The sequence below is a fragment of the Pseudomonas sp. GV071 genome (genome assembly GCF_003050835.1).
Taxonomy (GTDB): Bacteria; Pseudomonadota; Gammaproteobacteria; order Pseudomonadales; family Pseudomonadaceae; genus Aquipseudomonas.
On sequence record NZ_QAOJ01000009.1, the window covers coordinates 260263 to 282633 of the forward strand.

Annotated in this window: 12 protein-coding genes; 5 read left to right on the forward strand and 7 right to left on the reverse strand. The window is 62.3% G+C overall.

The window, feature by feature from the left end; all coding sequences use genetic code 11:
* Positions 1–7: 7 nt before the first annotated feature.
* The 3 genes from C8K61_RS18730 to glgB are packed head-to-tail and all read left to right on the forward strand — an operon-like array spanning position 8 to position 7607.
* A complete protein-coding gene (locus C8K61_RS18730) occupies positions 8–2029 on the forward strand; it encodes an alpha-1,4-glucan--maltose-1-phosphate maltosyltransferase (RefSeq protein ID WP_108097793.1) in 2022 nt (673 codons plus the stop codon).
* An 11-nt stretch (positions 2030–2040) separates the two neighbouring features.
* On the forward strand, positions 2041–5406 hold the full coding sequence (gene treS, locus C8K61_RS18735; RefSeq protein ID WP_108097794.1) for a maltose alpha-D-glucosyltransferase: 3366 nt from the start codon (positions 2041–2043) through the stop codon (positions 5404–5406).
* Positions 5403–7607 carry a 1,4-alpha-glucan branching protein GlgB gene (gene glgB / locus C8K61_RS18740; RefSeq protein ID WP_108097795.1) on the forward strand — a complete coding sequence of 735 codons (2205 nt, stop codon included), beginning with the start codon at positions 5403–5405 and terminating at the stop codon, positions 7605–7607. Before treS ends, glgB begins: the two co-directional genes overlap by 4 nt.
* A 104-nt stretch (positions 7608–7711) precedes the next feature.
* Here glgB and C8K61_RS18745 read toward each other — a convergent pair whose 3' ends face one another.
* From C8K61_RS18745 to C8K61_RS18770, 6 genes are read right to left on the reverse strand one after another with little or no spacing between them, the layout of a single operon-like run.
* Entirely contained in the window at positions 7712–9352 is a 1641-nt protein-coding gene (locus C8K61_RS18745) for a BatD family protein (protein ID WP_108097796.1), read from the reverse strand.
* A gap of 3 nt (positions 9353–9355) precedes the next feature.
* Positions 9356–11158 carry a VWA domain-containing protein gene (locus tag C8K61_RS18750; RefSeq protein WP_108097797.1) on the reverse strand — a complete coding sequence of 601 codons (1803 nt, stop codon included), beginning with the start codon at positions 11156–11158 and terminating at the stop codon, positions 9356–9358.
* Complete coding sequence (locus tag C8K61_RS18755; RefSeq protein ID WP_108097798.1) at positions 11155–12204, reverse strand: VWA domain-containing protein; 1050 nt, start codon at positions 12202–12204, stop codon at positions 11155–11157. Before C8K61_RS18755 ends, C8K61_RS18750 begins: the two co-directional genes overlap by 4 nt.
* Positions 12197–12691 carry a DUF4381 domain-containing protein gene (locus C8K61_RS18760; RefSeq protein ID WP_108097799.1) on the reverse strand — a complete coding sequence of 165 codons (495 nt, stop codon included), beginning with the start codon at positions 12689–12691 and terminating at the stop codon, positions 12197–12199. The genes C8K61_RS18755 and C8K61_RS18760 overlap by 8 nt, the downstream gene beginning before the upstream one ends.
* Complete coding sequence (locus C8K61_RS18765) at positions 12688–13632, reverse strand: DUF58 domain-containing protein (RefSeq protein WP_108097800.1); 945 nt, start codon at positions 13630–13632, stop codon at positions 12688–12690. The genes C8K61_RS18760 and C8K61_RS18765 overlap by 4 nt, the downstream gene beginning before the upstream one ends.
* 5 nt (positions 13633–13637) lie before the next feature.
* Positions 13638–14597, reverse strand: a complete 960-nt coding sequence (locus C8K61_RS18770; RefSeq protein WP_108097801.1) for a MoxR family ATPase — start codon at positions 14595–14597, stop codon at positions 13638–13640.
* Between the two features lie 551 nt (positions 14598–15148).
* On the opposite strand from C8K61_RS18770, the gene C8K61_RS18775 reads away from it, so the two are divergent.
* Both C8K61_RS18775 and C8K61_RS18780 read left to right on the forward strand, forming a co-directional pair.
* A complete protein-coding gene (locus C8K61_RS18775) occupies positions 15149–19990 on the forward strand; it encodes an NAD-glutamate dehydrogenase (RefSeq protein ID WP_108097802.1) in 4842 nt (1613 codons plus the stop codon).
* A gap of 292 nt (positions 19991–20282) precedes the next feature.
* Positions 20283–21224, forward strand: coding sequence for a hypothetical protein (locus tag C8K61_RS18780; RefSeq protein ID WP_146174306.1), 942 nt, complete (start codon positions 20283–20285; stop codon positions 21222–21224).
* 320 nt (positions 21225–21544) lie between these two features.
* Here the strand turns inward: C8K61_RS18780 and C8K61_RS18785 are convergent.
* A partial coding sequence (locus tag C8K61_RS18785; protein WP_146174307.1) for an IS110 family transposase occupies positions 21545–22371 on the reverse strand: 827 nt, incomplete at its 5' end.

A 22371-nucleotide genomic window follows, 5' to 3' on the forward strand; every position in this document is an offset into this window, starting at 1 on the left:
CGATTCGATGTCGCATGCCCGCCCGTTACTTCCCCTCAACCAGGTTGCTGAACGTCAGGCCTCCTCCTTGCAACTGGACGACGCCTTGCAGCTACCGCGCATTGCCATCGAAGACGTAACCCCAGTGGTCGAAGGCGGGCGCTTTCCCGCCAAGAGCGTCGTTGGCTCCCTTGTCACCGTCAGCGCAGTGATCTTCACCGATGGCCACGACAAGCTCGACGGCGCTGTGCTGTGGCGCGCCGAGCTGGAAGAAAAGTGGCACCGGGTGCCGCTGGAGTTTCTCGGCAATGACCTCTGGCAAGGCCAGTTCAGCCTTGAGCAGCCCGGCCGCTATCAGTTCGCCGTACAGGCCTGGTGGGACGGTTACGCCACCTTTACCTACGAGCTGCTGAAAAAATTCTCCGCCGGGGTGCCCCTCACCCTGGAGCTGCAAGAAGGCGAGCTGCTGCTGCGCAGAGCCGCTGAACACGCCGGCCCTGAACACGCCGAGCTGATGGCCGAGCGCTTGCGCACGCTGCAAGACACCCAGTCGGTGGAAGAGCGCGTGAGCTTCTTTCTCGACCCGCAAACCACCCAGGCCATGCGCCTGACCGAAGCCCACCCGCATCGCATCAATAGCCCCGCCTACCCGCTGGAGGTGGAGCGCAAGCTGGCCGAGTTTGCCAGTTGGTACGAGCTGTTCCCGCGCTCGGCGACCGACGACGAAGACCGCCACGGCACCTTTCGTGACGTGATCGAACGCCTGCCCTATGTGCGCGACATGGGCTTTGACGTGCTGTATTTCCCGCCGATTCATCCCATCGGCCGCGCCCACCGCAAGGGCCGCAACAACTCCCTGCAAGCCCGCGCCAATGACCCCGGCAGCCCCTATGCGATTGGCAGCCAGGACGGCGGCCACGACGCCATTCACCCCAAACTCGGCAGCTTTGACGACTTCCGCGCCCTGGTGCAGGCCGCCAAGGAACATGGCCTGGAAATCGCCCTGGACTTCGCCATTCAATGTTCCCCTGACCACCCGTGGCTCAAGGAACACCCAGGCTGGTTCAGCTGGCGGCCGGACGGCAGCATCCGCCACGCGGAAAACCCGCCGAAAAAATACGAAGACATCGTCAACGTCGACTTCTACGCCGAAGACGCCATGCCCGATCTGTGGCTGGCCCTGCGGGATGTGGTCAAGGGTTGGGTGGAGCAGGGCGTGACGCTGTTTCGCGTCGACAACCCGCACACCAAACCGCTGCCGTTCTGGGAATGGCTGATCGCCGATATACGCGCCATTCACCCGCAAGTGATCTTCCTCGCCGAAGCCTTTACCCGCCCGGCGATGATGGCGCGCCTGGGCAAGGTCGGTTTCAGCCAGAGCTACACCTACTTCACCTGGCGCAACACCAAGGCCGAGCTGGAAAGCTACCTCAGCGAACTGAATACCGCGCCCTGGCGCGATTGCTACCGGCCGAACTTCTTCGTCAATACCCCGGACATCAACCCCGCCTTTTTGCACAACAACGGCCGTGCCGGTTTCCTCATTCGCGCGGCGTTGGCGAGCATGGGTTCGGGGCTCTGGGGGATGTATTCGGGCTTTGAAATCTGCGAGTCGGCAGCGGTGCCGGGCAAAGAGGAATACCTCGATTCGGAGAAGTACCAGATCCGCCCGCGGAACTATCAAAAGGCCGGGAATATCGTCAGCGAAATTGCCCAGTTCAACCGCATTCGCCGGCAGAACCCGGCGCTGCAAACCCACCTCGGTTTGCAGATTTACACCTGCTACAACGACAACATTCTGCTGTTCGGCAAGCGCACGGCCGACCTCAGCAATTTTGTGCTGGTGGCCGTGAGCCTCGACCCACACAACGCCCAGGAAGCCCATTTCGAACTGCCCCTTTGGGAGTTCGGCCTACCTGACGATGCCAGCCTGCACGGTGAGGACCTGATGACCGGGCACACCTGGACCTGGCATGGCAAAACCCAATGGATGCGCATTGAACCGTGGCACCAGCCATTCGGTATCTGGCGTGTGCGCGTAACCGGCTAAGGGGGGACGCAATGAGCGACCAAGCGAATACACCGAATAGCGAGAAAAAACCGACCACCGAACGCCGCAAAAAACGCCGGCCTGCGGCCTTTATCGAAGACCCGCTCTGGTACAAGGACGCGGTGATCTATCAGGTGCACGTGAAGTCGTACTTCGACTCGAATAACGACGGTATCGGCGACTTCCCCGGCCTGATTTCCAAGCTCGATTACATTGCCGACCTCGGCGTGAACACCATCTGGCTGCTGCCGTTCTACCCCTCGCCACGGCGCGATGACGGTTACGACATTGCCGAATACCGCGACGTGCACCCCGACTACGGCGGCATGGCCGATGCCAAACGGTTTATCGCCGAGGCCCACAGCCGTGGCATCCGGGTGATTACCGAACTGGTGATCAACCACACCTCCGACCAGCACCCGTGGTTCCAGAAAGCACGGCGGGCCAAGCCCGGTTCCAAGGCCCGGGATTTTTACGTGTGGTCGGACAGCGACCAGAAATTCCCGGAAACCCGGATCATCTTTCTCGATACCGAGAAGTCCAACTGGACCTGGGACCCGGTCGCCGGCCAGTACTTCTGGCACCGCTTCTATTCGCACCAGCCGGACCTCAACTTCGACAACCCGCAGGTGCTCAAGGAAGTGCTCAGCGTGATGCGCTTCTGGCTCGACCTGGGCGTTGACGGCCTGCGCCTGGACGCCATTCCGTACCTGATCGAACGCGAAGGCACCAACAACGAAAACCTCGCCGAAACCCACGTGGTGCTGAAGAAAATCCGCGCTGAACTGGACGCCACCTACCCGGACCGCATGCTGTTGGCCGAGGCCAACCAATGGCCGGAAGACACCCAGCTGTATTTTGGCGGCGAAGACGGCGGTCCCGGCGATGAATGCCACATGGCTTTTCACTTTCCACTGATGCCGCGCATGTACATGGCCATCGCCCAGGAAGACCGTTTTCCGATCACCGACATCCTCCGCCAGACCCCGGAAATTCCCGCCAACTGCCAGTGGGCGATCTTCCTGCGCAACCATGATGAGCTGACCCTGGAAATGGTCACCGACCATGAGCGCGACTACCTGTGGAACTACTACGCCGCCGACCGCCGCGCGCGGATCAACCTGGGTATCCGCCGCCGTCTGGCACCGCTGGTGGAGCGGGATCGTCGGCGTATCGAGCTGCTCAACAGCATGCTGCTGTCGATGCCGGGCACGCCGACCCTGTATTACGGCGATGAGATCGGCATGGGCGACAACATCTTCCTCGGCGACCGCGATGGCGTGCGCACGCCCATGCAGTGGTCGATCGACCGCAACGGCGGTTTTTCCCGCGCCGACCCAGCCAGCCTGGTGTTGCCGCCGATTCAGGACCCGCTCTACGGCTTCCAGAGCATCAACGTCGAAACCCAGCAGCGCGACACCCATTCGCTGCTGAACTGGACGCGGCGCATGCTCGCCATCCGCAAGCAGCAGAAAGCTTTCGGCCGCGGCACCCTGAAAATGCTCGCACCGGCCAACCGACGGATCCTCGCTTATTTGCGCGAATACACCGGCGTCGATGGCAAACACGAAGTGATCCTCTGCGTCGCCAACGTCTCGCGCGCCGCCCAAGCCGCCGAGCTGGAGCTTTCGGCCTACAACGGCATGGTGCCGGTGGAGATGGTGGGTGGTACCTCGTTTCCGCCGATTGGCCAGCTCAACTACCTGTTGACCTTGCCGCCGTACGGCTTCTATTGGTTTTTGCTCGCCGAAGAAGCGCAAATGCCGGCCTGGCACGTACCGCCGGTAGACCGCATGCCGGAGCTGCCAACCCTGGTGATCAAACGTGATCTCAGCGAGCTGATGCAGTCGCGCGCCAGCCTGACCCTGAGCCGCGAATCGCTGCCGGCCTACCTGCCGAAACGCCGCTGGTTCTCGGCCCTGGACGATGCCGCCGCCGAATACAAACTGCTGTACGCCGTGCCCTTTGGCGAACGCAGCGTGCTCAGCGAGGTGGAGGTGCGCAGTGGCGACCACTACGAGCATTACCAACTGCCCCTCAGCTATGTCGCCGAAAACGAAGCCGGCAGCAGCGTGCCGCAACAACTGGCCCTGGCCAGATTGCGCCGTGGCCGCGAAGTAGGGCTGTTGACCGACGCCTTCACCCTCGGCGAATTCAGCCAGCAGGTGGTGCGCTACCTGCGTGAAGGCCAGGTGCTTAATTCGGCTGGCAGCGAGCTGCAATTCCTGCCGACGCCTCAGCTGCACGAACTGGCGGACAACCCGGAGGAAGAGGTCAACCTGGTGTCTGCCGAGCAGTCCAACAGCTCGGCGCTGATCGGCGAAAGCATGGTGCTGAAGCTGGTCCGTCGAGTAATGCCCGGCATCCACCCGGAAACCGAAATGGGCGGCTACCTCACCGCCCAGGGCTTCGCCAATATTCCGCAACTGCTTGGCGAAGTGCGCCGCGTCGATGCCCAGGGCGTGCCACATACCTTGATGGTGTTGCAGCGCTTCCTGAGCAACCAGGGCGATGCCTGGCTGTGGACGCAGAACACCCTGGAGCGGGCGATTCGTGATCAGCTGGCGAGCCCGGCGGTGAACGATGCCGATGGCGCCATTGCCCCGGCCAGCGTCGAGCTGGCAGCCTTCGCTCGCCAGCTCGGCCGCCGCCTTGGCGAGATGCACCGGGTGTTGGCCCAACCCAGCGACAACCCCGACTTCGGCGCCGTCACCAGCACCCAGAAAGACGTCGATGAGTGGGCCCGCAGCATCAGTGCGCAGCTGCAGGAAGCCTTGGACGAGGTGGCCAACAGCCACACTGCCGATGCCGACAGTGCGACCTGGCTGGCGGCGCATGGCAAACAACTGCTGGCGGCCGTTAACCAGATTGCGCAGCTGTGCCTCGGTGGCCTGCGCATTCGCGTGCACGGCGACTTGCACCTCGGCCAGGTGCTGGTGGTGCAGGGCGACGCCTACCTGATCGACTTCGAGGGCGAACCGACCCGCAGCCTGCAGGAGCGGCGCACCCGCCACAGCCCGATGAAAGATGTCGCCGGCATGATCCGCTCGTTCGACTACGCCGCCGCCATGGCCATCCGCAACACGCAAAGCACCGACGCCTCGCGTGAAGCCGACGCCGTGCGCCGCACCGTCGCCGCGAACTACCGCAGCCAGGCGCGCACCGCCTTCCAGGAAGCCTACCGCCTGGCCGCCGCCGACCTGCCGCACACCTGGCACGAACGCGACGGCGAAGTGGCGGCGCTGGCGTTGTTCAGCCTGGAAAAGGCCGCCTACGAAATTCTCTATGAAGCCCGCTACCGCCCCGACTGGCTGAATGTGCCGGTGCAGGGCCTGGTGGAATTGGGCCAACACCTGTTGGGGAGCGCAGCACGATGAGCAACTTTACTGGGCTGGCGCCGCTGAACGCCGAACTGCCGGACCCGAATGTGCAGGCCCTGGTGCGTGCCGAACACAACGACCCGTTTGCCTTCCTCGGGCCGCATAGCGATGAGCAGGGGCCAATTGTGCGCGCCTATCTGCCTGGTGCCCTGGGGGTGAACCTGATCGATGCCGACAGCGGCGCGGACCTGGGCGAAATGACCCTGGGCGAAGTGCCCGGCATGTTCACCCACCGCCCGCAGGAGCAGCGCCCATACCGGCTGCGCATCCGCTGGGGCGAGGGCGAGCAGGAAATCGAAGACCCGTATGCCTTCGGCCCGCAGCTGGGTGAAACCGATATCTACCTGTTCAGCGAAGGCAACCACCGCGAACTGGGCAAGTGTTTTGGCGCGCAGTTGATGGAGCAGAACGGCATTCCCGGCGTGCGCTTTGCCGTGTGGGCGCCGAATGCGCGGCGGGTCTCGGTGGTCGGTCACTTCAATGGTTGGGACGGCCGCCGCCATGTGATGCGCGCCCGTCATCCTTCCGGTGTGTGGGAGCTATTTATCCCGCGCTTGCAGGCAGGCGAAGTGTACAAATACGAAATTCTTGGCAGCCACGGCGTGTTGCCGCTAAAGGCCGACCCCATCGCCCTGGCCACCGAACACCCACCGGCCACCGGCTCGGTGGTGGCGCAGCCGCTGGACTTCGTCTGGAACGATCAGCAGTGGCTGGACAACCGCCAACACGCCCAGGCGCACAACCAGCCGCTGTCGATTTACGAGATGCACGTCGGCTCCTGGCGCCACCACGAAGATGGCCGCGTGCTGAGTTGGGCTGAACTGGCTGAGCAGTTGATTCCCTATATTCACGACATGGGCTTCACCCACGTCGAACTGATGCCAATCATGGAACACCCGTTTGGTGGCTCCTGGGGTTACCAACTGCTGTCGCAATTCGCCCCCAGCGCGCGCTACGGCAGCCCGGCGGACTTCGCCGCATTTGTCGACGCCTGCCATGTTGCCGGCATTGGCGTGATCCTCGACTGGGTGCCCGCGCATTTCCCCACCGACAGCCACGGCCTGGCCCGTTTCGATGGCACTGCGCTGTACGAATACGCCCATCCGTTCGAGGGCTTTCACCAGGACTGGGACACCTTCATCTACAACCTCGGCCGTAACGAAGTGCATGGCTACATGCTGGCCTCGGCGCTGCACTGGCTGCGCCAGTACCACATCGACGGCCTGCGCGTGGATGCCGTGGCCTCAATGCTCTACCGCGACTACTCACGCAAAGATGGCGAGTGGATTCCCAACCGCCATGGCGGCCGCGAAAACCTCGAAGCCATCGATTTTCTGCGCCACCTCAACGACGTGGTGCACACCGAAGTGCCTGGCGCCTTGGTGATTGCCGAGGAGTCGACCGCCTGGCCCGGCGTCAGCCACGACACCCAAGGTGGCGGCCTGGGTTTCGCCTACAAATGGAACATGGGCTGGATGCACGACAGCCTCAAATACATCGCCGAGGACCCGCTCAACCGCCCGCACCACCACGACAAACTGACCTTCGGCTTGCTCTACGCCTTTACCGAGCAATTCATCCTGCCGATTTCCCACGACGAAGTGGTGCACGGCAAACGCTCGCTGCTGGACAAAATGCCCGGCGACCGCTGGCAGAAATTCGCCAACCTGCGCCTGTACCTGAGCTTTATGTGGAGCCATCCGGGCAAGAAGCTGCTGTTCATGGGCTGCGAATTCGGCCAATGGCGCGAATGGAGCCACGACCACGAACTGGACTGGTACCTGCTGCGCTACGGCGAACACCAAGGCACGCAGAACCTGGTCAGTGCCCTAAACCACCTCTATCGCCAACAGCCCGCACTGCATCAGCGTGACGGCAAAGCCGAAGGCTTCCAATGGCTGATCGGCGACGACGCCAGCAACAGCGTCTACGCCTGGCTACGCCACGGCGACGACGGCGTGCCGCTGCTGGTCGTGCACAACTTCACCCCCGTACCGCGCGAAGGCTACCGCATCGGCGTGCCCCAGGCCGGCGAGTGGCAGGTACTGCTTAACAGCGACGATGAACAGTACGCCGGCTCCAACGCCGGCAGCCGTGGCGGGTTGCAGACCGAAGGGGAAGTGAGTCATGGGCAAGTGCAGTCGTTGGTATTGAACCTGCCGCCGCTTGGGGCGCTAGTGCTCAGGCCGAACCCCTAAACGGTGCGGTGATCATCGTTTGCAGGAATCGCGGCTGAAGCCCCTCCCACAATAAAACTCGGTTCCTGTGGGAGGGGCTTTAGCCGCGATGCCTTTGGCTTTTTTTAGCGTGGATACAACGGTGGCAGCGGGCTGGTTTCTTGTGCGGCGGCTGGTGCTTCGGCGGCCGGCAAGGCGCGGATGGCTTTCCACAGTTCTTCGCCTTGCCAGTACTGGCCGCTTTCGCTGTAGAGGGCGCCGTTGAGGCCGTCCAGGCTTTCCGAGAGCGGCACAAAACGTGCGGCCATGTCGGCGAGGGTTTCCGGTTGCTGGCGGGCCCAGGCGTCGAGGGCCTGGCGGGTGGCTTGCGAGTCGTTGGCCAGGCAGGCGCGTTTGAGGTCGTCGAGCAGGCTGCGTGGGCTTGGACCGACCTGGGCGGTGCGCGAGACAGCTGGCTGACGGCGGGCATGCCACCAGAGGCCGAAGCCGAGCAGGGTGGTCAGGGCCAGAATCAGCGTCGCCAACTGCCAGGGCCACAGCGGTGGGCCCTCCACCAGCGGTTCGGCGCTGTCGGTGTTGACCGGTGCTTCCACGTCCATCGCCGGGTTGTTGGCCACCATCAGGGTGCGTGCCGGCACGCTGGTGTGTTCCAGGCGGTCGTCTTTGGTGTTCCACCACACCAGGTCGACGCTCGGCAGTTCGATGCGACCGCTGCGGTTGGGGACCAGGGCTTCGCGTTCTTCGCGGCTGCCGATCAGGCCGCGCTCGTTGGTGCTGTTGCTCAGTTGCGGCTGGTCGGGGTAGCGGCGCAGGCCGGTCACCGAGGTGGCGGGCAGTGGCGGCAGCTGGGCGCTGGAGAGACCGTCGACTTTAAGGGTAAGGCTGCGGGTTAGTGAATCGCCGACCTGGGCTTTGTCCGGTTCCGGGCTCCAGGATTCGCTCAACACCACGGCGCGGGCTGGCAGCCACGGCGCATCCGCCGGGTATTCAGCCGGTTTGGCTTTCACCTGCAGCGGAATCACCGGCGACTTCACCCGCATCAAGCGACCCGGGCGTGGGCCGAAGGGTTGGTAGCCGCTGTTGTTCTGACTGCGATCAGCGACCGTGGCGCTGAAGACCAGCGCCGGAATGTCCAGTTCGCCGCTTTGTTGCGGGTAGATGGCGTAGCGCAGTTCGATTACCCCATGGCGTACACCGTTGATTTCTTTTTCGTAGGTGCGTGGGTCGCCGAGCGATTCGATGCGCGCGTTGGCGATTTGCAGCGGGGTGAGGGCGCTGTCGTCGTACAGCGATACCGAGTGGTAGATGCGCAGGGTCAGAATCGCCTGGGCCTGCACGTAGACGCTGTCCTGATCGAGGCTGGCGTCGATGAACACCGGGGCCACCGATTCGCTGTCGCTGTTGGCTTCGGTTTTGATCACTTGCAGGGTGATCGGCTCGCTCTTGTTGTCGCCCAGGCTCAGCGCCGGAATCACCACGTTGCCGACGGTTTTCGGCTGCAGGGTGATGATCCAGCGGGTGGTGGCGCGGGCCGAGCCGTCGATGGTGGTCAGGCGGTTGATCTGCCGGGTACCGAGCACGTCGAAGGCTTCGTCGAGCGGCGCCAGGTCGGGTTTGCCGAACAGGGTGGCGTCATCGGATTCCAACGACAGTTCCAGGGTTTCACCTTCGCTCAGGCGGCTGCGGTCCACCGAAGCGGTGAAGTTCGCGGCGCTGGCCTGCAGGGCCACCAGGCACAGCAAAAAGGCGCAAAACAGACGGGTCATCAACTAATTCCTAGGCTCTTGGCGCTGTTGCTGTTCGTACCAGAATTTGCGTCGCAGCAGCTCGCCCGGGTCGTCGGGGATCTGCCGCAGCCACTGTTCCATGGCTTGGCGCTGTTCGGCGCCGAGATGTTGCTGCTGGCCGTCGTCGGCCTGCGGTTTACCGCCCGGTTTGGCGTCGGCTTTGTCCGCCTTGGCGGTTTTGCCGTCTTTGTCGCCACCGCCCTCGGCGCCTTTGTGCTCGGCGTTGGCGTCCTGGTTCGCGCCTTGCTGGCCGGGCTGCTGGTCTTGCTTTGGGTCTTGTTCGCCGGGTTTGTTGGCAGTCGGCGGGGGTTTGTTATCGGTGTCGCTGCCGGGGTTCTGCTCGGCCGGTTGCTGCTGGTTTTTGCCTGGCTGCTTTTGCTGTTTCTGTTGCTGCTGTTTCTTCTGCTGCTCTTTTTCCTGTTGCTGCTGTTGGCGCAGCAGCTCTTCGACCAGGGCTTTGTTTTTCAGCGCCTGAGGTAAGTCGGGTTGGCGTTCCAGCGCCTGGTCGTACGCATCCAGCGCGGCTTCCAGCTCACCGCTGCGGGCCAGGGCGTTGCCACGATTGTAGTGGTCGGCAGCGCTGTTACCGCTGGCAAAACGGTTGGCGGCACCGGCGTAATCGCCAGCCTGATAGAGCGCCTGGCCCTGCCATTTCGGGTCGCTGAAGGTGTCGGCGGCTTCGGCGGCTTTGTGTTGCTGCAGCAGGCGTTCGCCTTGCTGGTCGGCGCGCAGCCACAGATCGTTGAACTCGAAGGCATAGCTGGGTCGCGGACCAATCAGCAGCAACAGCGGCAAGCAGAACAGCCAGCCGCGGCGTCCGGCACAGGCAGCCAACAGCAGCAGCGGTAACAGCAACCAATAACCCTGGTCGGCCCAGGTTTCCAGTTGGGTCGGTTCGCTGTCGCGCAGGCTTTCGCTGTCTTCCAGCAGGCCGAGGTCGCGCAGGTCGGTTTCATCCAGGCGCGAGCGCAGGTAGTTGCCGCCCAACTCGTTGGCAAAGCGGCGCAGGCCGGCGCTGTCCAGACGCGGCAGCAAAATGCTGCCCTGGGCGTCTTTCAAAAAGCCGCCGCCTTCCTGAGCAATAGGGGCGCCTTGGGCCGAGCCGATGCCGAGAATCTGCAGGCGGCTGCCATGTTTGCCCAACGCCTGACGAATGCCTTGGCGCTCCTGGTCATCGAGTGCCGAGGTGATCAACAGCAGCCGGCCGTTACCCTGAGCGCCTTGCTCTAGCAGTGCCAGGGCCTTGCCCACGGCCAGGTCAGCTCGACGGCCAGCCTCGGGCATGATTGCCGGTTTCAGCGATTCCAGCAGGTTGCGTGCGGTGCCCAGGTCGTCGGACAGCGGTACCAGGGTGTGGGCGCTGCCGGCGTAGAGAACGATGCCGGTCTGCGCGTCATGGCGCGCTTCCAGCAGGTCGAGCACTTTGTGTTTGGCGTGCTCCAGGCGGTTGGGTTGTACGTCGCCAGCGAGCATCGAGGGGGTCATGTCGAGCATTACCACCAGCGGGTCGGCGCGCTTTTGCGTGCTTTGCTCCACGTGCTGCCAACTCGGGCCGAGCAGGGCCAACAGGCACAGCAGCCAGGACAGACCGAGGGCGATCCACGGCAAGCGACTGACGCGGCGGTTACCGCCACTGAGCAGCACTTTATGGAAGGCCGGCGGCAGCAGCATCTGCCAACGCCCAGCGCGGCGCTGGCGGTGCCAGAGTTGCCACAGCAACCACAGCAGCAGTGGCAGCAACACCAGCCAGAACGGCCGTAGCCAATGGGGCCAGAGCGCGATCATTGGCGTTTCCTCATCCGCGGCCGCCATTTCGGCCGCGCCGGCAAGGCTTGTTGCAGGCGGCTTTGCAGCAGGTGCGGCCACAGCGCGTTAACTACCAGCAGCAGGCTCATCAGCAGCGCCCCGGCCAGCGGCCAGGCATACAGTTCGAGGGCAGGGCGGGCGATGGTCGGTTGCTGGGCCACGGGTTCGAGTTTGTCCAGACTGGCTTCGATCAGGGTCAGTTCATCGCTGTCGCGGGCGCGGAAATACTGGCCACCGGTCATCTCGGCGATCTTCTGCAGGGTGCCTTCATCCAGGTCCAAACCAGGGTTCAAGCCCATCATGCCGAACGCGCCGCGCTCGGGGTCAGCACCAATGCCGATGGTGTAGACCTTCACTTGTTCTTCAGCGGCCAGGCGCGCGGCGGTCAGCGGGTCGATCTGCCCGCCATTGCTGGCACCGTCGGTGACTAACACCAGCACGCGGCTGTTGGCTGGGCGTTGGCGCAGGCGTTTTACCGCCAAGCCGATGGCATCGCCAATCGCGGTGTTTTTGCCAGCAATGCCGATCAAGGCTTCGTCCAGCCAGATGCGCACGGTGTGGCGGTCGAAGGTCAGCGGCGCCTGGAGGTAGGCCTGGCTGCCAAACAGGATCAGGCCGACGCGGTCGCCTTTGCGCCCTTCGATAAAGTCGCCGAGCAGGTTTTTCACCAAGGTCAGGCGGCTGACATCGTTGCCGTTCCACTGCATGTCGGCGTAGTCCATGGAGCCGGACACATCCACCGCCAGCAGCAGGTCGCGGCCGCTGGCCGACACTGGCAGCGGCTCACCGACCCAGGCCGGGCGTGCGGCGGCACCGAGCAGCAACAGCCATAACAACGCGAACGGCGCCTGTTGCCGCCAGGCTGGCAGGTTGGCGCGCGCACGGCGGCCGCTGAGGCCTTCGAGTTCGCTGAGAAAACTGACCTTCAACGCTGCCTCGCCGCTGTCGGCAGCCGGCAACACCAGGCGCAACAACCAGGGCAGCGGCAGCAGCACGAACAGCCAGGGCCAGGTGAACTCAAACATGTTTGCGAATCCAGGTGTCGACGGCCTGGTTGAGGCCATCCACGGCCTTGTCGTCGAGTTTGCATTCGGGCCGGTAGCCGCCTTCCACCAGAATCATCCAGCGGGTGAGGCCAGCAGCCGGGCAGCGGTTGTCCAGGTACGCCAGCCAGGCGCGGCCACTCATGGTGTGGCTCTGGCTATTGGGGTAGTGGCTGCGGCACAGGCGTTTGAGCAGGGCGTTGAGCTGCTGCAACCAAGGGCCCGCGTTGGCGCCGTCGTAGGGTTTTTTCAGTTGCCCGAGCTCTTGCAGGGCGGCCAGGCGCAGCGGATCGAGCGGCACCTCGGTGCGGGATTTTTTGCCCCGTTGTGGCAGGCGTTTACGCAGACGCCAGAGGCCCCAGAGCAACAGCGGAATCAGTGCTGCGAGCAGCCACCAGCCAGGGGCGGGTGGCCACCAGGAAATCGGCGGCGGCGCAATCAAGGGTTGCAATTGGTCGAGGGGATTCACTGTTTTTTCCTCGGCCGCTGCGCCTGCAAATGATCGCGCAGCTGTTCAATCGGGTCGTTCATGGTGCTCAAGGGAAACAACGGCACTCCGAGTTTCTGTGCCAATACCTGCCAGCGCGCCTGACGGGCTTCGCCGAGGGCGTGGTAGGTCTCGCGCAGTTCACTGTTGTGGGTGTCCAGTTCCAGCAGGGCGCTGCGTTGGCTGAATTGCAACAAGCCAGCAGCGGGCAGGGCGTGGTCCAGCGGGTCGGATAGGGGCAACAGCAACAGGTCGGTGTGGCGAGCCAGCAGGGTCAGTTGCTGCTCGGCGCTGTCGTTCAGCGCGCGCTCGTCACACAGCACCACCGCCAGGCTGCCGGGGCGCAGCACTTCGCGGGCGCGGCGCAGGGCCAGGCCGAAAGTGTCGCGGCCGGCAGGGATGTCGCTGTTGAGGTTCTGGTTGGCGCGCACCATGCGGTTGAGCAATTGCAGCAGGCTCATCTTGCTACGCCGCGGTTTGATTTCGTGGTGCTCGTTGTCGCCAAACACCAGGCCGCCGACGCGGTCGTTGTGGCTCAGCGCAGCCCAGCCAATCAGCGCCGCGACCTGCGCCGCCAGCACCGACTTGAACGCCAGACCGGAGCCGAAAAATAGGCGCTGGCTCTGTTCCACCAGAATGAAGATCGGCCGTTCGCGTTCCTCATGGAACAGCTTGGTGTGCGGCTCTTGCGTGCGCGCGGTAACTCGCCAGTCGATGGTGCGCACGTCGTCGCCGGGCTGGTAAACCCGCACCTGGTCGAAGTCGACGCCGCGGCCACGCAATTTGGAGTGGTGCAGGCCGACCAGGGGGCTGCGCCGCGCCGGCGTGGAGAACAGCTGCACCTCGCGGATGCGATGGCGCATTTCGATCAGCTCGGCGAGGCTGACGCGGATGCCGGGTTCGCTGGCGGCAATCGGTTGCATGGCGATCAGGCCACGGCAACCACGTCGAGGATGCGTTGCAGCACCCGGTCCTGGTCAATACCAGCGGCTTCGGCCTCGAACGACAGAATGATGCGGTGGCGCAGCACGTCGAACAGCACGGCCTGAATGTCTTCCGGCGACACGAAATCGCGGCCGGCCAGCCAGGCGTGGGCGCGGGCGCAGCGGTCTAGGGAAATCGAGCCGCGAGGGCTGGCGCCATAGGAAATCCACTCGGCCAGTTCCGGGTCGAACTTGGCCGGGGTGCGCGTGGCCATCACCAGCTGCACCAGGTATTCCTCCACCGCGTCGGCCATATAAAGGCCGAGTACTTCTTTACGCGCGGCAAAGATCGCCTGCTGGCTGACTTTGTGCTCGGGCTTGGTTTCGCCGTTCAGCGCTTCGCCACGGGCTTGCTGGAGAATCTTGCGTTCCACCGACGCGTCGGGGAAACCGATTTTCACGTACATCAGGAAACGGTCGAGCTGCGCCTCTGGCAACGGATAGGTGCCTTCCTGCTCGATCGGGTTCTGCGTGGCCATGACCAGGAACAGCGGCGACAGGTCATAGGTGCTGCGCCCCACGCTGACCTGGCGCTCGGCCATGGCTTCGAGCAAGGCCGACTGCACCTTGGCCGGGGCGCGGTTGATTTCGTCGGCCAGTACCAGGTTATGGAAGATCGGCCCTTGCTGGAACACGAAGCTGCCGGTTTCCGGGCGATAGATTTCCGTGCCGGTGATGTCGGCCGGCAGCAAATCGGGGGTGAACTGAATACGGTGGAACTCGGCTTCGATGCCTTCGGCCAGTTCTTTGATGGCCTTGGTCTTGGCCAGACCGGGAGCGCCTTCGACCAGCATGTGGCCGTCAGCGAGGAGGGCGATCAACAGCCGCTCAATGAGTTTTTCCTGACCCAGAATCTGCGTGGAGAGAAATTGACGCAGGGCGACCAGCGCTTCGCGGTGTTCCATCGTGGAAAGGTTCCTGGCGGATTGACGAGGTGCAACGGCTCGCAGCCGCGCGACGAAGGCGGCGGGGTGGCTGCGAATGGCGTGACACTTTAATGCATAACGTGGAGTGGCGGCTATCGTGGCCAGGGGGAATGAGCGGCGGTTCACGCGGATCGAGATCCAGAACTCCGTCATTCCTGCGCAGGCAGGAATCCAGAATCTCGCGGCGTGCTCAGAACGTCGTACCGTCGCGTATTCTGGGTCCCAGCCTGCGCTGGGACGACGCTGGTTTTTTCATAAAGTGGCGTGCAACCGCTGCAATAGAGCACCGCATCTGTTGACCGAATATGTCGCCCCATCGCAATCCCTCGGTCACAGCCTATCGTTAAGCTACGCGTGACTTGATGGTCGCCGTGTGCACTGGCGGGTTTCAACAATGGCCTAGACTGTTGTGCAACCCGAATAGAAAGGTGCCCTGCCCACGTATTTGTCGGCACCGGTATACGGCGCGTTCAGTCAGGTATGAATTCAGCGAGCTCTTCCACGAATAACAAACCCCGCGGAGCACAACCATGGCGTTCTTTACGGCGGCCAGCAAAGCCGACTTTCAGCAACAACTGCAAGCGGCACTGGCGCAGCACGTTAGCGAACAGGCGCTGTCACAAGTAGCCCTGTTCGCCGAGCAATTTTTCGGCATCATCGCCCTCGAGGAACTGACCCAGCGTCGCCTCTCCGACCTGGTCGGTTGCACCTTATCTGCCTGGCGTCTGCTGGAGCGCTTCGACAGCGCCAAGCCGCAGGTACGCGTATTCAACCCCGATTACGAAAAACATGGTTGGCAGTCCACCCACACCGCCGTGGAAGTGCTGCACCCCGACGTCCCCTTTCTGGTCGACTCGGTCCGTATGGAGCTGAACCGCCGCGGTTACAGCATCCACACCCTGCAAAACAGCGTGATCAGCACCCGCCGCAACAAGAAGGGCGAACTGCTGGAAGTGTTGCCAAAAGGCACCACCGGCAAAGACGTGCAGCAAGAGTCGCTGATCTTTCTCGAGATCGACCGCAGCGCCAACGCCACCGACATGCGCACCCTGGAAAACGCCCTGCTCGAAGTCCTGGAAGAAGTGCGCATCACCGTCGCCGACTTCCAGCCCATGCGTAACAAAGTCACCGAGCTGCTGACCTGGTTGGGCAAAGCCAAGCTCAAAGTGGATGCCGCCGAGCTGGCGGAAATCAAAGTGTTCCTGCAGTGGCTGATGGAAAACCACTTCACCTTCTTAGGCTATGAAGAATTCACCGTGGCCGATGAGGCCGAAGGCGGCCACATCACCTACGACGAGTCGAGCCTGCTGGGTCTGTCCAAGCGCCTGCGCACCGGCCTCACCGCCGCCGATCTGCATATCGAAGAATACGCCGTGAAGTACCTGCGCGAGCCGGTGCTGCTGTCGTTCGCCAAGGCCGCGCAACCGAGCCGCGTGCACCGCCCGGCGTACCCGGATTTCGTCTCCATCCGTGAGCTGGATGCCAAGGGCAAGGTGGTCAAGGAATGCCGCTTCATGGGCATTTACACCTCCATCGCCTACAGCGAAAGCGTGCGCAGCATTCCCTATATCCGCCGCAAAGTGGCCGAAGTTGAACAGCGTTCCGGCTTTACCGCCCAGGGTCACCTGGGCAAAGAACTGGTGAAAGTGCTGGAAGTGTTGCCGCGCGATGACCTGTTCCAGACCCCGGTAGACGAGCTGTACAACACCTCGCTGGCCATCGTGCAGATTCAGGAACGCAACAAGATCCGCCTGTTCCTGCGCGCCGACCCCTACGGCCGTTTTGTCTACGCCCTGGCCTATGTGCCGCGCGACGTGTACTCCACTGAAAGCCGCATCCGCATTCAGCAAGTGCTGGTCGACCGCCTACAAGCTACCGACTGCGAGTTCTGGACCTACTTCTCTGAGTCGGTTCTGGCGCGCGTGCAGTTCATTCTGCGTATCGACCCGAAAACCAAGCTGAACATCGACCAGGCGCAGATCGAGCGCGAAGTCATTCAAGCCTGCCGTTCGTGGAAAGACGATTACGCCGGTTTAGTGGTGGAAAGTCTTGGCGAAGCCAAAGGCACCCGTGTGCTGGCCGACTTCCCGAAAAGCTTCCCCGCCGGCTACCGCGAGCGCTTCGCCCCGCACTCGGCGGTGGTGGATATGCAGCACCTGCTGAGCCTGTCGGACGAGCGCCCGCTGGTGATGAGCTTCTACCAACCGCTCAGCGCCGGTGGCCAGGAACTGCACTGCAAGCTGTACCACGCCGACACGCCACTGGCACTCTCGGACGTTCTGCCGATTCTGGAAAACCTCGGCCTGCGTGTGCTCGGTGAATTCCCGTACCGCCTGCACCACCAAAGCGGCCGCGAATTCTGGATTCATGACTTCGCCTTCACCTACGCCGAAGGCCTGGACCTGGATATCCAGCAGCTCAACGACACCCTGCAGGACGCCTTTGTGCAGATAGTTGGCGGCGCCGCCGAAAACGACGCCTTCAACCGCCTGGTACTGACCGCCGCCATGCCGTGGCGCGACGTGGCCTTGCTGCGTGCCTACGCCCGCTATCTGAAGCAGATCCGCCTGGGCTTTGACCTCAGCTACATCGCCAGCGCCTTGCTCAACCACGTCGACATCGCCAAGGAATTGGTGCGCCTGTTCAAAACCCGCTTCTACCTGGCGCGCAAGCTCACTGCCGATGACCTGGCCGATAAACAACTGCGTCTGGAACAGGCGATTCTCACCGCCCTGGACGACGTTGCGGTGCTCAACGAAGACCGCATCCTGCGCCGCTACCTGGACCTGATCAAAGCCACCCTGCGCACCAACTTCTACCAGACCGACGCCAACGGTCAGGCCAAGTCCTACTTCAGCTTCAAATTCAACTCGCGCACTATCGCCGACCTGCCCAAGCCGGTGCCGTTGTTCGAAATCTTCGTTTACTCGCCACGGGTAGAAGGTGTGCACCTGCGCGGCGGCAAAGTGGCCCGCGGCGGTTTGCGCTGGTCCGACCGTGAAGAGGACTACCGCACCGAAGTGCTCGGCCTGGTGAAAGCCCAGCAAGTTAAAAACGCAGTGATCGTGCCGGTCGGCGCCAAGGGCGGCTTCGTGCCGCGGCGCATGCCAATTGGTGGCAGCCGCGACGAAGTGCTGGCTGAGGGCATTGCCTGCTACCGCATCTTCATTTCCGGCTTGCTGGACATCACCGACAACCTCAAAGAAGGCGACGTGGTGCCGCCGCAAAACGTCGTGCGCCACGACGAAGACGACCCGTACCTGGTGGTCGCCGCCGACAAAGGCACCGCCACCTTCTCCGACATCGCCAACGGCATTGCCGGCGAATACGGCTTCTGGCTGGGCGATGCCTTCGCCTCCGGCGGCTCGGCCGGTTACGACCACAAAGGCATGGGCATTACCGCCAAAGGGGGCTGGGTGTCCGTGCAACGCCACTTCCGCGAACGCGGCATCGACGTGCAGAAAGACCTGACCACCGTGATCGGCATCGGCGACATGGCCGGCGACGTATTCGGCAACGGCCTGCTGCTGTCGGACAAGCTGCAAATGGTCGCCGCGTTCAACCACCTGCATATCTTTATCGACCCGAACCCGGATGCGGCCTCAAGCTTCGTCGAGCGTAAACGCCTGTTCGACCTGCCGCGCTCCAGCTGGGCCGACTACGATGCGTCGCTGATTTCCAAAGGTGGCGGTCTGTTCCTGCGCAGCGCAAAAAGCATCGCCATCAGCCCGGAAATGAAAGAACGCTTCGACATCAGCGCCGACAAACTGCCACCCACCGAACTGCTGAATGCCTTGCTCAAGGCACCGGTTGATTTGCTCTGGAACGGCGGCATCGGCACCTACGTCAAAGCCAGCAGCGAAAGCCACGTCGACGTCGGCGACAAAGCCAACGATGCCCTGCGCGTCGACGGCCGCGAACTGCGCGCCAAGGTAGTGGGCGAGGGCGGTAACCTCGGCATGACCCAACTCGGCCGCGTGGAATACGGCCTCAATGGCGGCGCCAGCAACACCGACTTCATCGACAACGCCGGTGGTGTGGACTGCTCCGACCACGAAGTGAACATCAAGATCTTGCTCAACGAAATCGTTGCCGCCGGCGACATGACCGGCAAGCAGCGCAACAAGCTGCTGGCGGAAATGACCGATGCGGTGGGCAGCCTGGTGTTGGCCAACAACTACAAACAAACCCAGGCACTGTCCCTGGCCCAGCGCCGGGCACGCGGCAGCATGGGCGAATACAAACGCCTGATCGCCGCCCTGGAAGCGGCCGGCAAACTCGACCGGGCCATGGAGTTCCTGCCCACCGACGAGCAATTGGCCGAGCGCGTTGCCAACGGCCACGGCCTGACCCGCCCGGAACTGTCGGTACTGATCAGCTACAGCAAGATCGACCTCAAGGAATCGCTGCTCACCTCCCTGGTGCCCGACGACGACTACCTCGCCCGCGAAATGGAAATCGCCTTCCCGCCGCTGCTGGCGAAGAAGTTCGGCGAGGCCATGCGCCGCCACCGCCTGAAGCGTGAAATCGTCAGCAACCAGATCGCCAACGACCTGGTCAACCACATGGGCATCACCTTCGTGCAGCGCCTGAAGGAGTCCACCGGCATGAGCGCTGCCAACGTGGCCGGCGCCTACGTGATCGTGCGCGACGTGTTCCGTCTGCCGTACTGGTGGGCGCAGATCGAAGCACTCGACTACAAAGTGCCCGCCGACCTGCAACTGCAGCTGATGGACGAACTGATGCGCCTCGGTCGCCGCGCCACCCGCTGGTTCCTGCGTAGCCGGCGCAACGAACTGGACGCCGCCCGCGACGTCGGCCATTTCGCCCCGCGCCTGGAAGCCCTGGCCAAACAGCTCGACGGCCTGCTCGAAGGCCCGGCGCGCGAACAATGGCTGGCCAAATTCCAAGGCTACGTCGAACAAGGCGTACCTGAAGAGCTGGCCCGTGTCGTGGCCGGCACCAGCCACCTCTACACCCTGCTGCCCATCATCGAAGCCGCCGACATCACCGGCCAAGACCCGGCTCAAGTGGCTGCCGCGTACTTCGCCGTGGGTGGTTCGCTGGAACTGTCCTGGTACCTGCAACAAATCACCAGCCTGCCGGTGGAAAACAACTGGCAAGCCCTGGCCCGCGAAGCTTTCCGCGACGACCTGGACTGGCAACAACGGGTAATCACCGTCGCCGTCCTGCAAATGGCCGACGCGCCAGCCGACATGGAAGAGCGCACCGGCCTGTGGCTGGAACAGCACCGCCCGATGGTGGACCGCTGGAAAGCCATGCTGGGTGAACTGCGTGCAGCGACAGGCACGGATTACGCCATGTATGCCGTGGCGAATCGGGAGTTGATGGACCTGTCGCAGCGGGCTTGATGGCTGTGAGGTAGTAAAGGAAAGCCCCGCCGAGTGCGGGGCTTTTTTATGGCCGTTGATTGCGGCCAAGAGGGCAACCAAGTAACGGCTATCGAGGCTAAAGCCTCTCCCACAGAAGATCACCGTGCCCCTGCAGGAGAGGCTTCAGCCTCGATTCCTGCAAACGGAAATCCGAGCGTTTAAACACAGCGTCATGAGGGTTCGCTGTCTGCTTCTGGCGATCAAGCAACGGTCGCAATGCCTGCTGCCATGTGATCTATTAAGGCGCTGCAGCTATGACAAGGACGTGTACATGCGGTCGATCTCACACAAGGTCAAAAGTTATCGGCGCCAATTTCGCCTGATTCCTCGCTACGTGGTTAGTACGCGTATCTTTATCCTTATTTCTCTACTTGCGCTGCTGATGACTGTCGCCATGGTGCTGACTATGGTCGACAGTTTTTATTTCCGATCCACGGACTATTCACACCTGCCGTGGGTAGTACTCGGCTTTGAAGTGTCGCTGGTATTTGGCTTCGCTCAGCTAATTGTCGAATCCAGTAAGCGACGTTATTTGCGAGCCAACCCGGGCGCCGCAGCACCCAAGTTTCGCAATGCCCTGATGTCGACCGAGCGTGATCGAGTCAAGGTACTCAGCCAGTTGTTTGGCGAGCAGACCGACTACGAAGCACTGGCGCGCTCGTTAATCGAAAAATGGGAATGGCACAGCGCAATCCACGCCAAGGCCGGAGATCCTGTGGTTAAAAAGGCATTGGGCTTCTTTGGTTTTCCCGGCGCGGGGAACTTCGCTTCGTATCTGGGGGGGCTGATGGCGATTGCCGCAGCGGTGGTAGTCACCTTGCTGGATAAAGAAGCTTTCTATGCCCAGATGCCAACTCTCATGAGCGATATCCGCGAGATCTCATGGCTGATGACCAAACACCTGGTTTTTCCCTTCGCCGTGGTAGTAGTTCCATTGGCGATGGTGGTCGGTACTGTCAGGTCTGCCTTCGTTCGGCTGCTAGAAAAAGCCAATGATGACTACCTTAGCCAAGCCAGTTTTTACGGCTTTATTAAGGAACTGCTTGAGATGGAAGAGCGTCAAGAGCGACGCCTGTTGATGGTGACCACTGGATTTGCTTATTGGATGTTCCGGCTGGGTACGGCGCCGGTTGGGGATCTGCCGAAGTTATATAGAAACATGAGGCGGTCCAGGCGGATTGGCAGGGCTCGGAATATGGCCCTGGGCGTTTAGCGCGGGCCAAGAAGGCAACCGAGTAAAGCCTATCGAGGCTGAAGCCTCTCCCACAGGGTACCTTGTAGGAGCGGCTTTAGCCGCGAGCTCTTACGATCAAAAGCTCGCGGCTAAAGCCCCTCCCACAAAAGCAAATCGAGCAGCCACCTCGGTCAGTTCTTGATCTGGCTGTTGATCTACCCGCCCCATGGGCGAAGGCCGAGTGCAGGCGCTGAGTAAGGGGTTGAGCGGCCGGGAGCCGCGAAAGGCAGAGACAGGCCATGGATGGCCTGTTCTGCCGGCCCCTGGAGCAGCGCCGGAAGGAGCAACCGTGTTTCAAATCAAGCTTTATTCGCATCGAAATGGGTCTGGTCACGGAGCATGGCGTTCAGGATCACTAGCAGCTTGCGCATGCAGGCTACGATCGCGACTTTGCTCTTCTTCCCGGCCAACTTCAGGCGGGTGTATAGCTCGTATATCGGTGGATTCTTCGCGCGGATGCCGCTCAACACGGACATATAAAGCACGCTTCGCACTTCGCCTCGACCACCCCAAATACGTCGGCGGCCCTTCATCGTTCCGCTGTCGCAGTTATAGGGAGCGACGCCTACGAGGGCCGCTATCTGTTTGCGATCCAGTTGGCCTAACTCAGGCAGGAGCGCTAGAAAGGTCAGGCTCGTCACCGGCCCAATACCTTTTACTTCGCACAACAAATCGTATTTTGCCTGCCAGACATCTGACTGCTCCACGGCTTCGTGCAATCCACGATCACTCTCGCGTAACCGTTTTTCTAGCCAGGCAATGTGGGCTTTCAACTCTTTGCGCACCCCCTTGCCGATAGCCTGTTTGAGCCTATTGCCCTCCGTAACTATCATCTCAACCAGCTGACGGCGACGGGCCAGTAGCTCCATCAGCTCTTGCCGCTCCGCTGATGGCACTTCTCGGACAGAAGGTTTAACGGCTAGGCCAAAAGCGGCCAGGACTTTTGCATCCAAAACATCGGTCTTTGCTAACTGCCCAGTCGCTTTAGCAAAGTCCCTAACTTGCCGCGGATTAACCACAACAACTGGCAACTGCGCAGCTGCCAACTCCGCAACCAAGCGTCTTTCAAGCCCTCCAGTGGCTTCTAGCACCACCAGCGTGGGCTCAACTGCGAGCAACTCTTGGA

What these genes read in the sequence shown, in the direction of transcription:
- C8K61_RS18730 (WP_108097793.1), top strand. Translation starts at nt 8, where the DNA reads ATGTCGCATGCCCGCCCGTTACTTCCCCTCAACCAGGTTGCTGAACGT.
- treS (WP_108097794.1), top strand. Translation starts at nt 2,041, where the DNA reads ATGAGCGACCAAGCGAATACACCGAATAGCGAGAAAAAACCGACCACC.
- glgB (WP_108097795.1), top strand. Translation starts at nt 5,403, where the DNA reads ATGAGCAACTTTACTGGGCTGGCGCCGCTGAACGCCGAACTGCCGGAC.
- C8K61_RS18745 (WP_108097796.1), bottom strand. Translation starts at nt 9,352, where the DNA reads ATGACCCGTCTGTTTTGCGCCTTTTTGCTGTGCCTGGTGGCCCTGCAG.
- C8K61_RS18750 (WP_108097797.1), bottom strand. Translation starts at nt 11,158, where the DNA reads ATGATCGCGCTCTGGCCCCATTGGCTACGGCCGTTCTGGCTGGTGTTG.
- C8K61_RS18755 (WP_108097798.1), bottom strand. Translation starts at nt 12,204, where the DNA reads ATGTTTGAGTTCACCTGGCCCTGGCTGTTCGTGCTGCTGCCGCTGCCC.
- C8K61_RS18765 (WP_108097800.1), bottom strand. Translation starts at nt 13,632, where the DNA reads ATGCAACCGATTGCCGCCAGCGAACCCGGCATCCGCGTCAGCCTCGCC.
- C8K61_RS18770 (WP_108097801.1), bottom strand. Translation starts at nt 14,597, where the DNA reads ATGGAACACCGCGAAGCGCTGGTCGCCCTGCGTCAATTTCTCTCCACG.
- C8K61_RS18775 (WP_108097802.1), top strand. Translation starts at nt 15,149, where the DNA reads ATGGCGTTCTTTACGGCGGCCAGCAAAGCCGACTTTCAGCAACAACTG.
- C8K61_RS18780 (WP_146174306.1), top strand. Translation starts at nt 20,283, where the DNA reads ATGCGGTCGATCTCACACAAGGTCAAAAGTTATCGGCGCCAATTTCGC.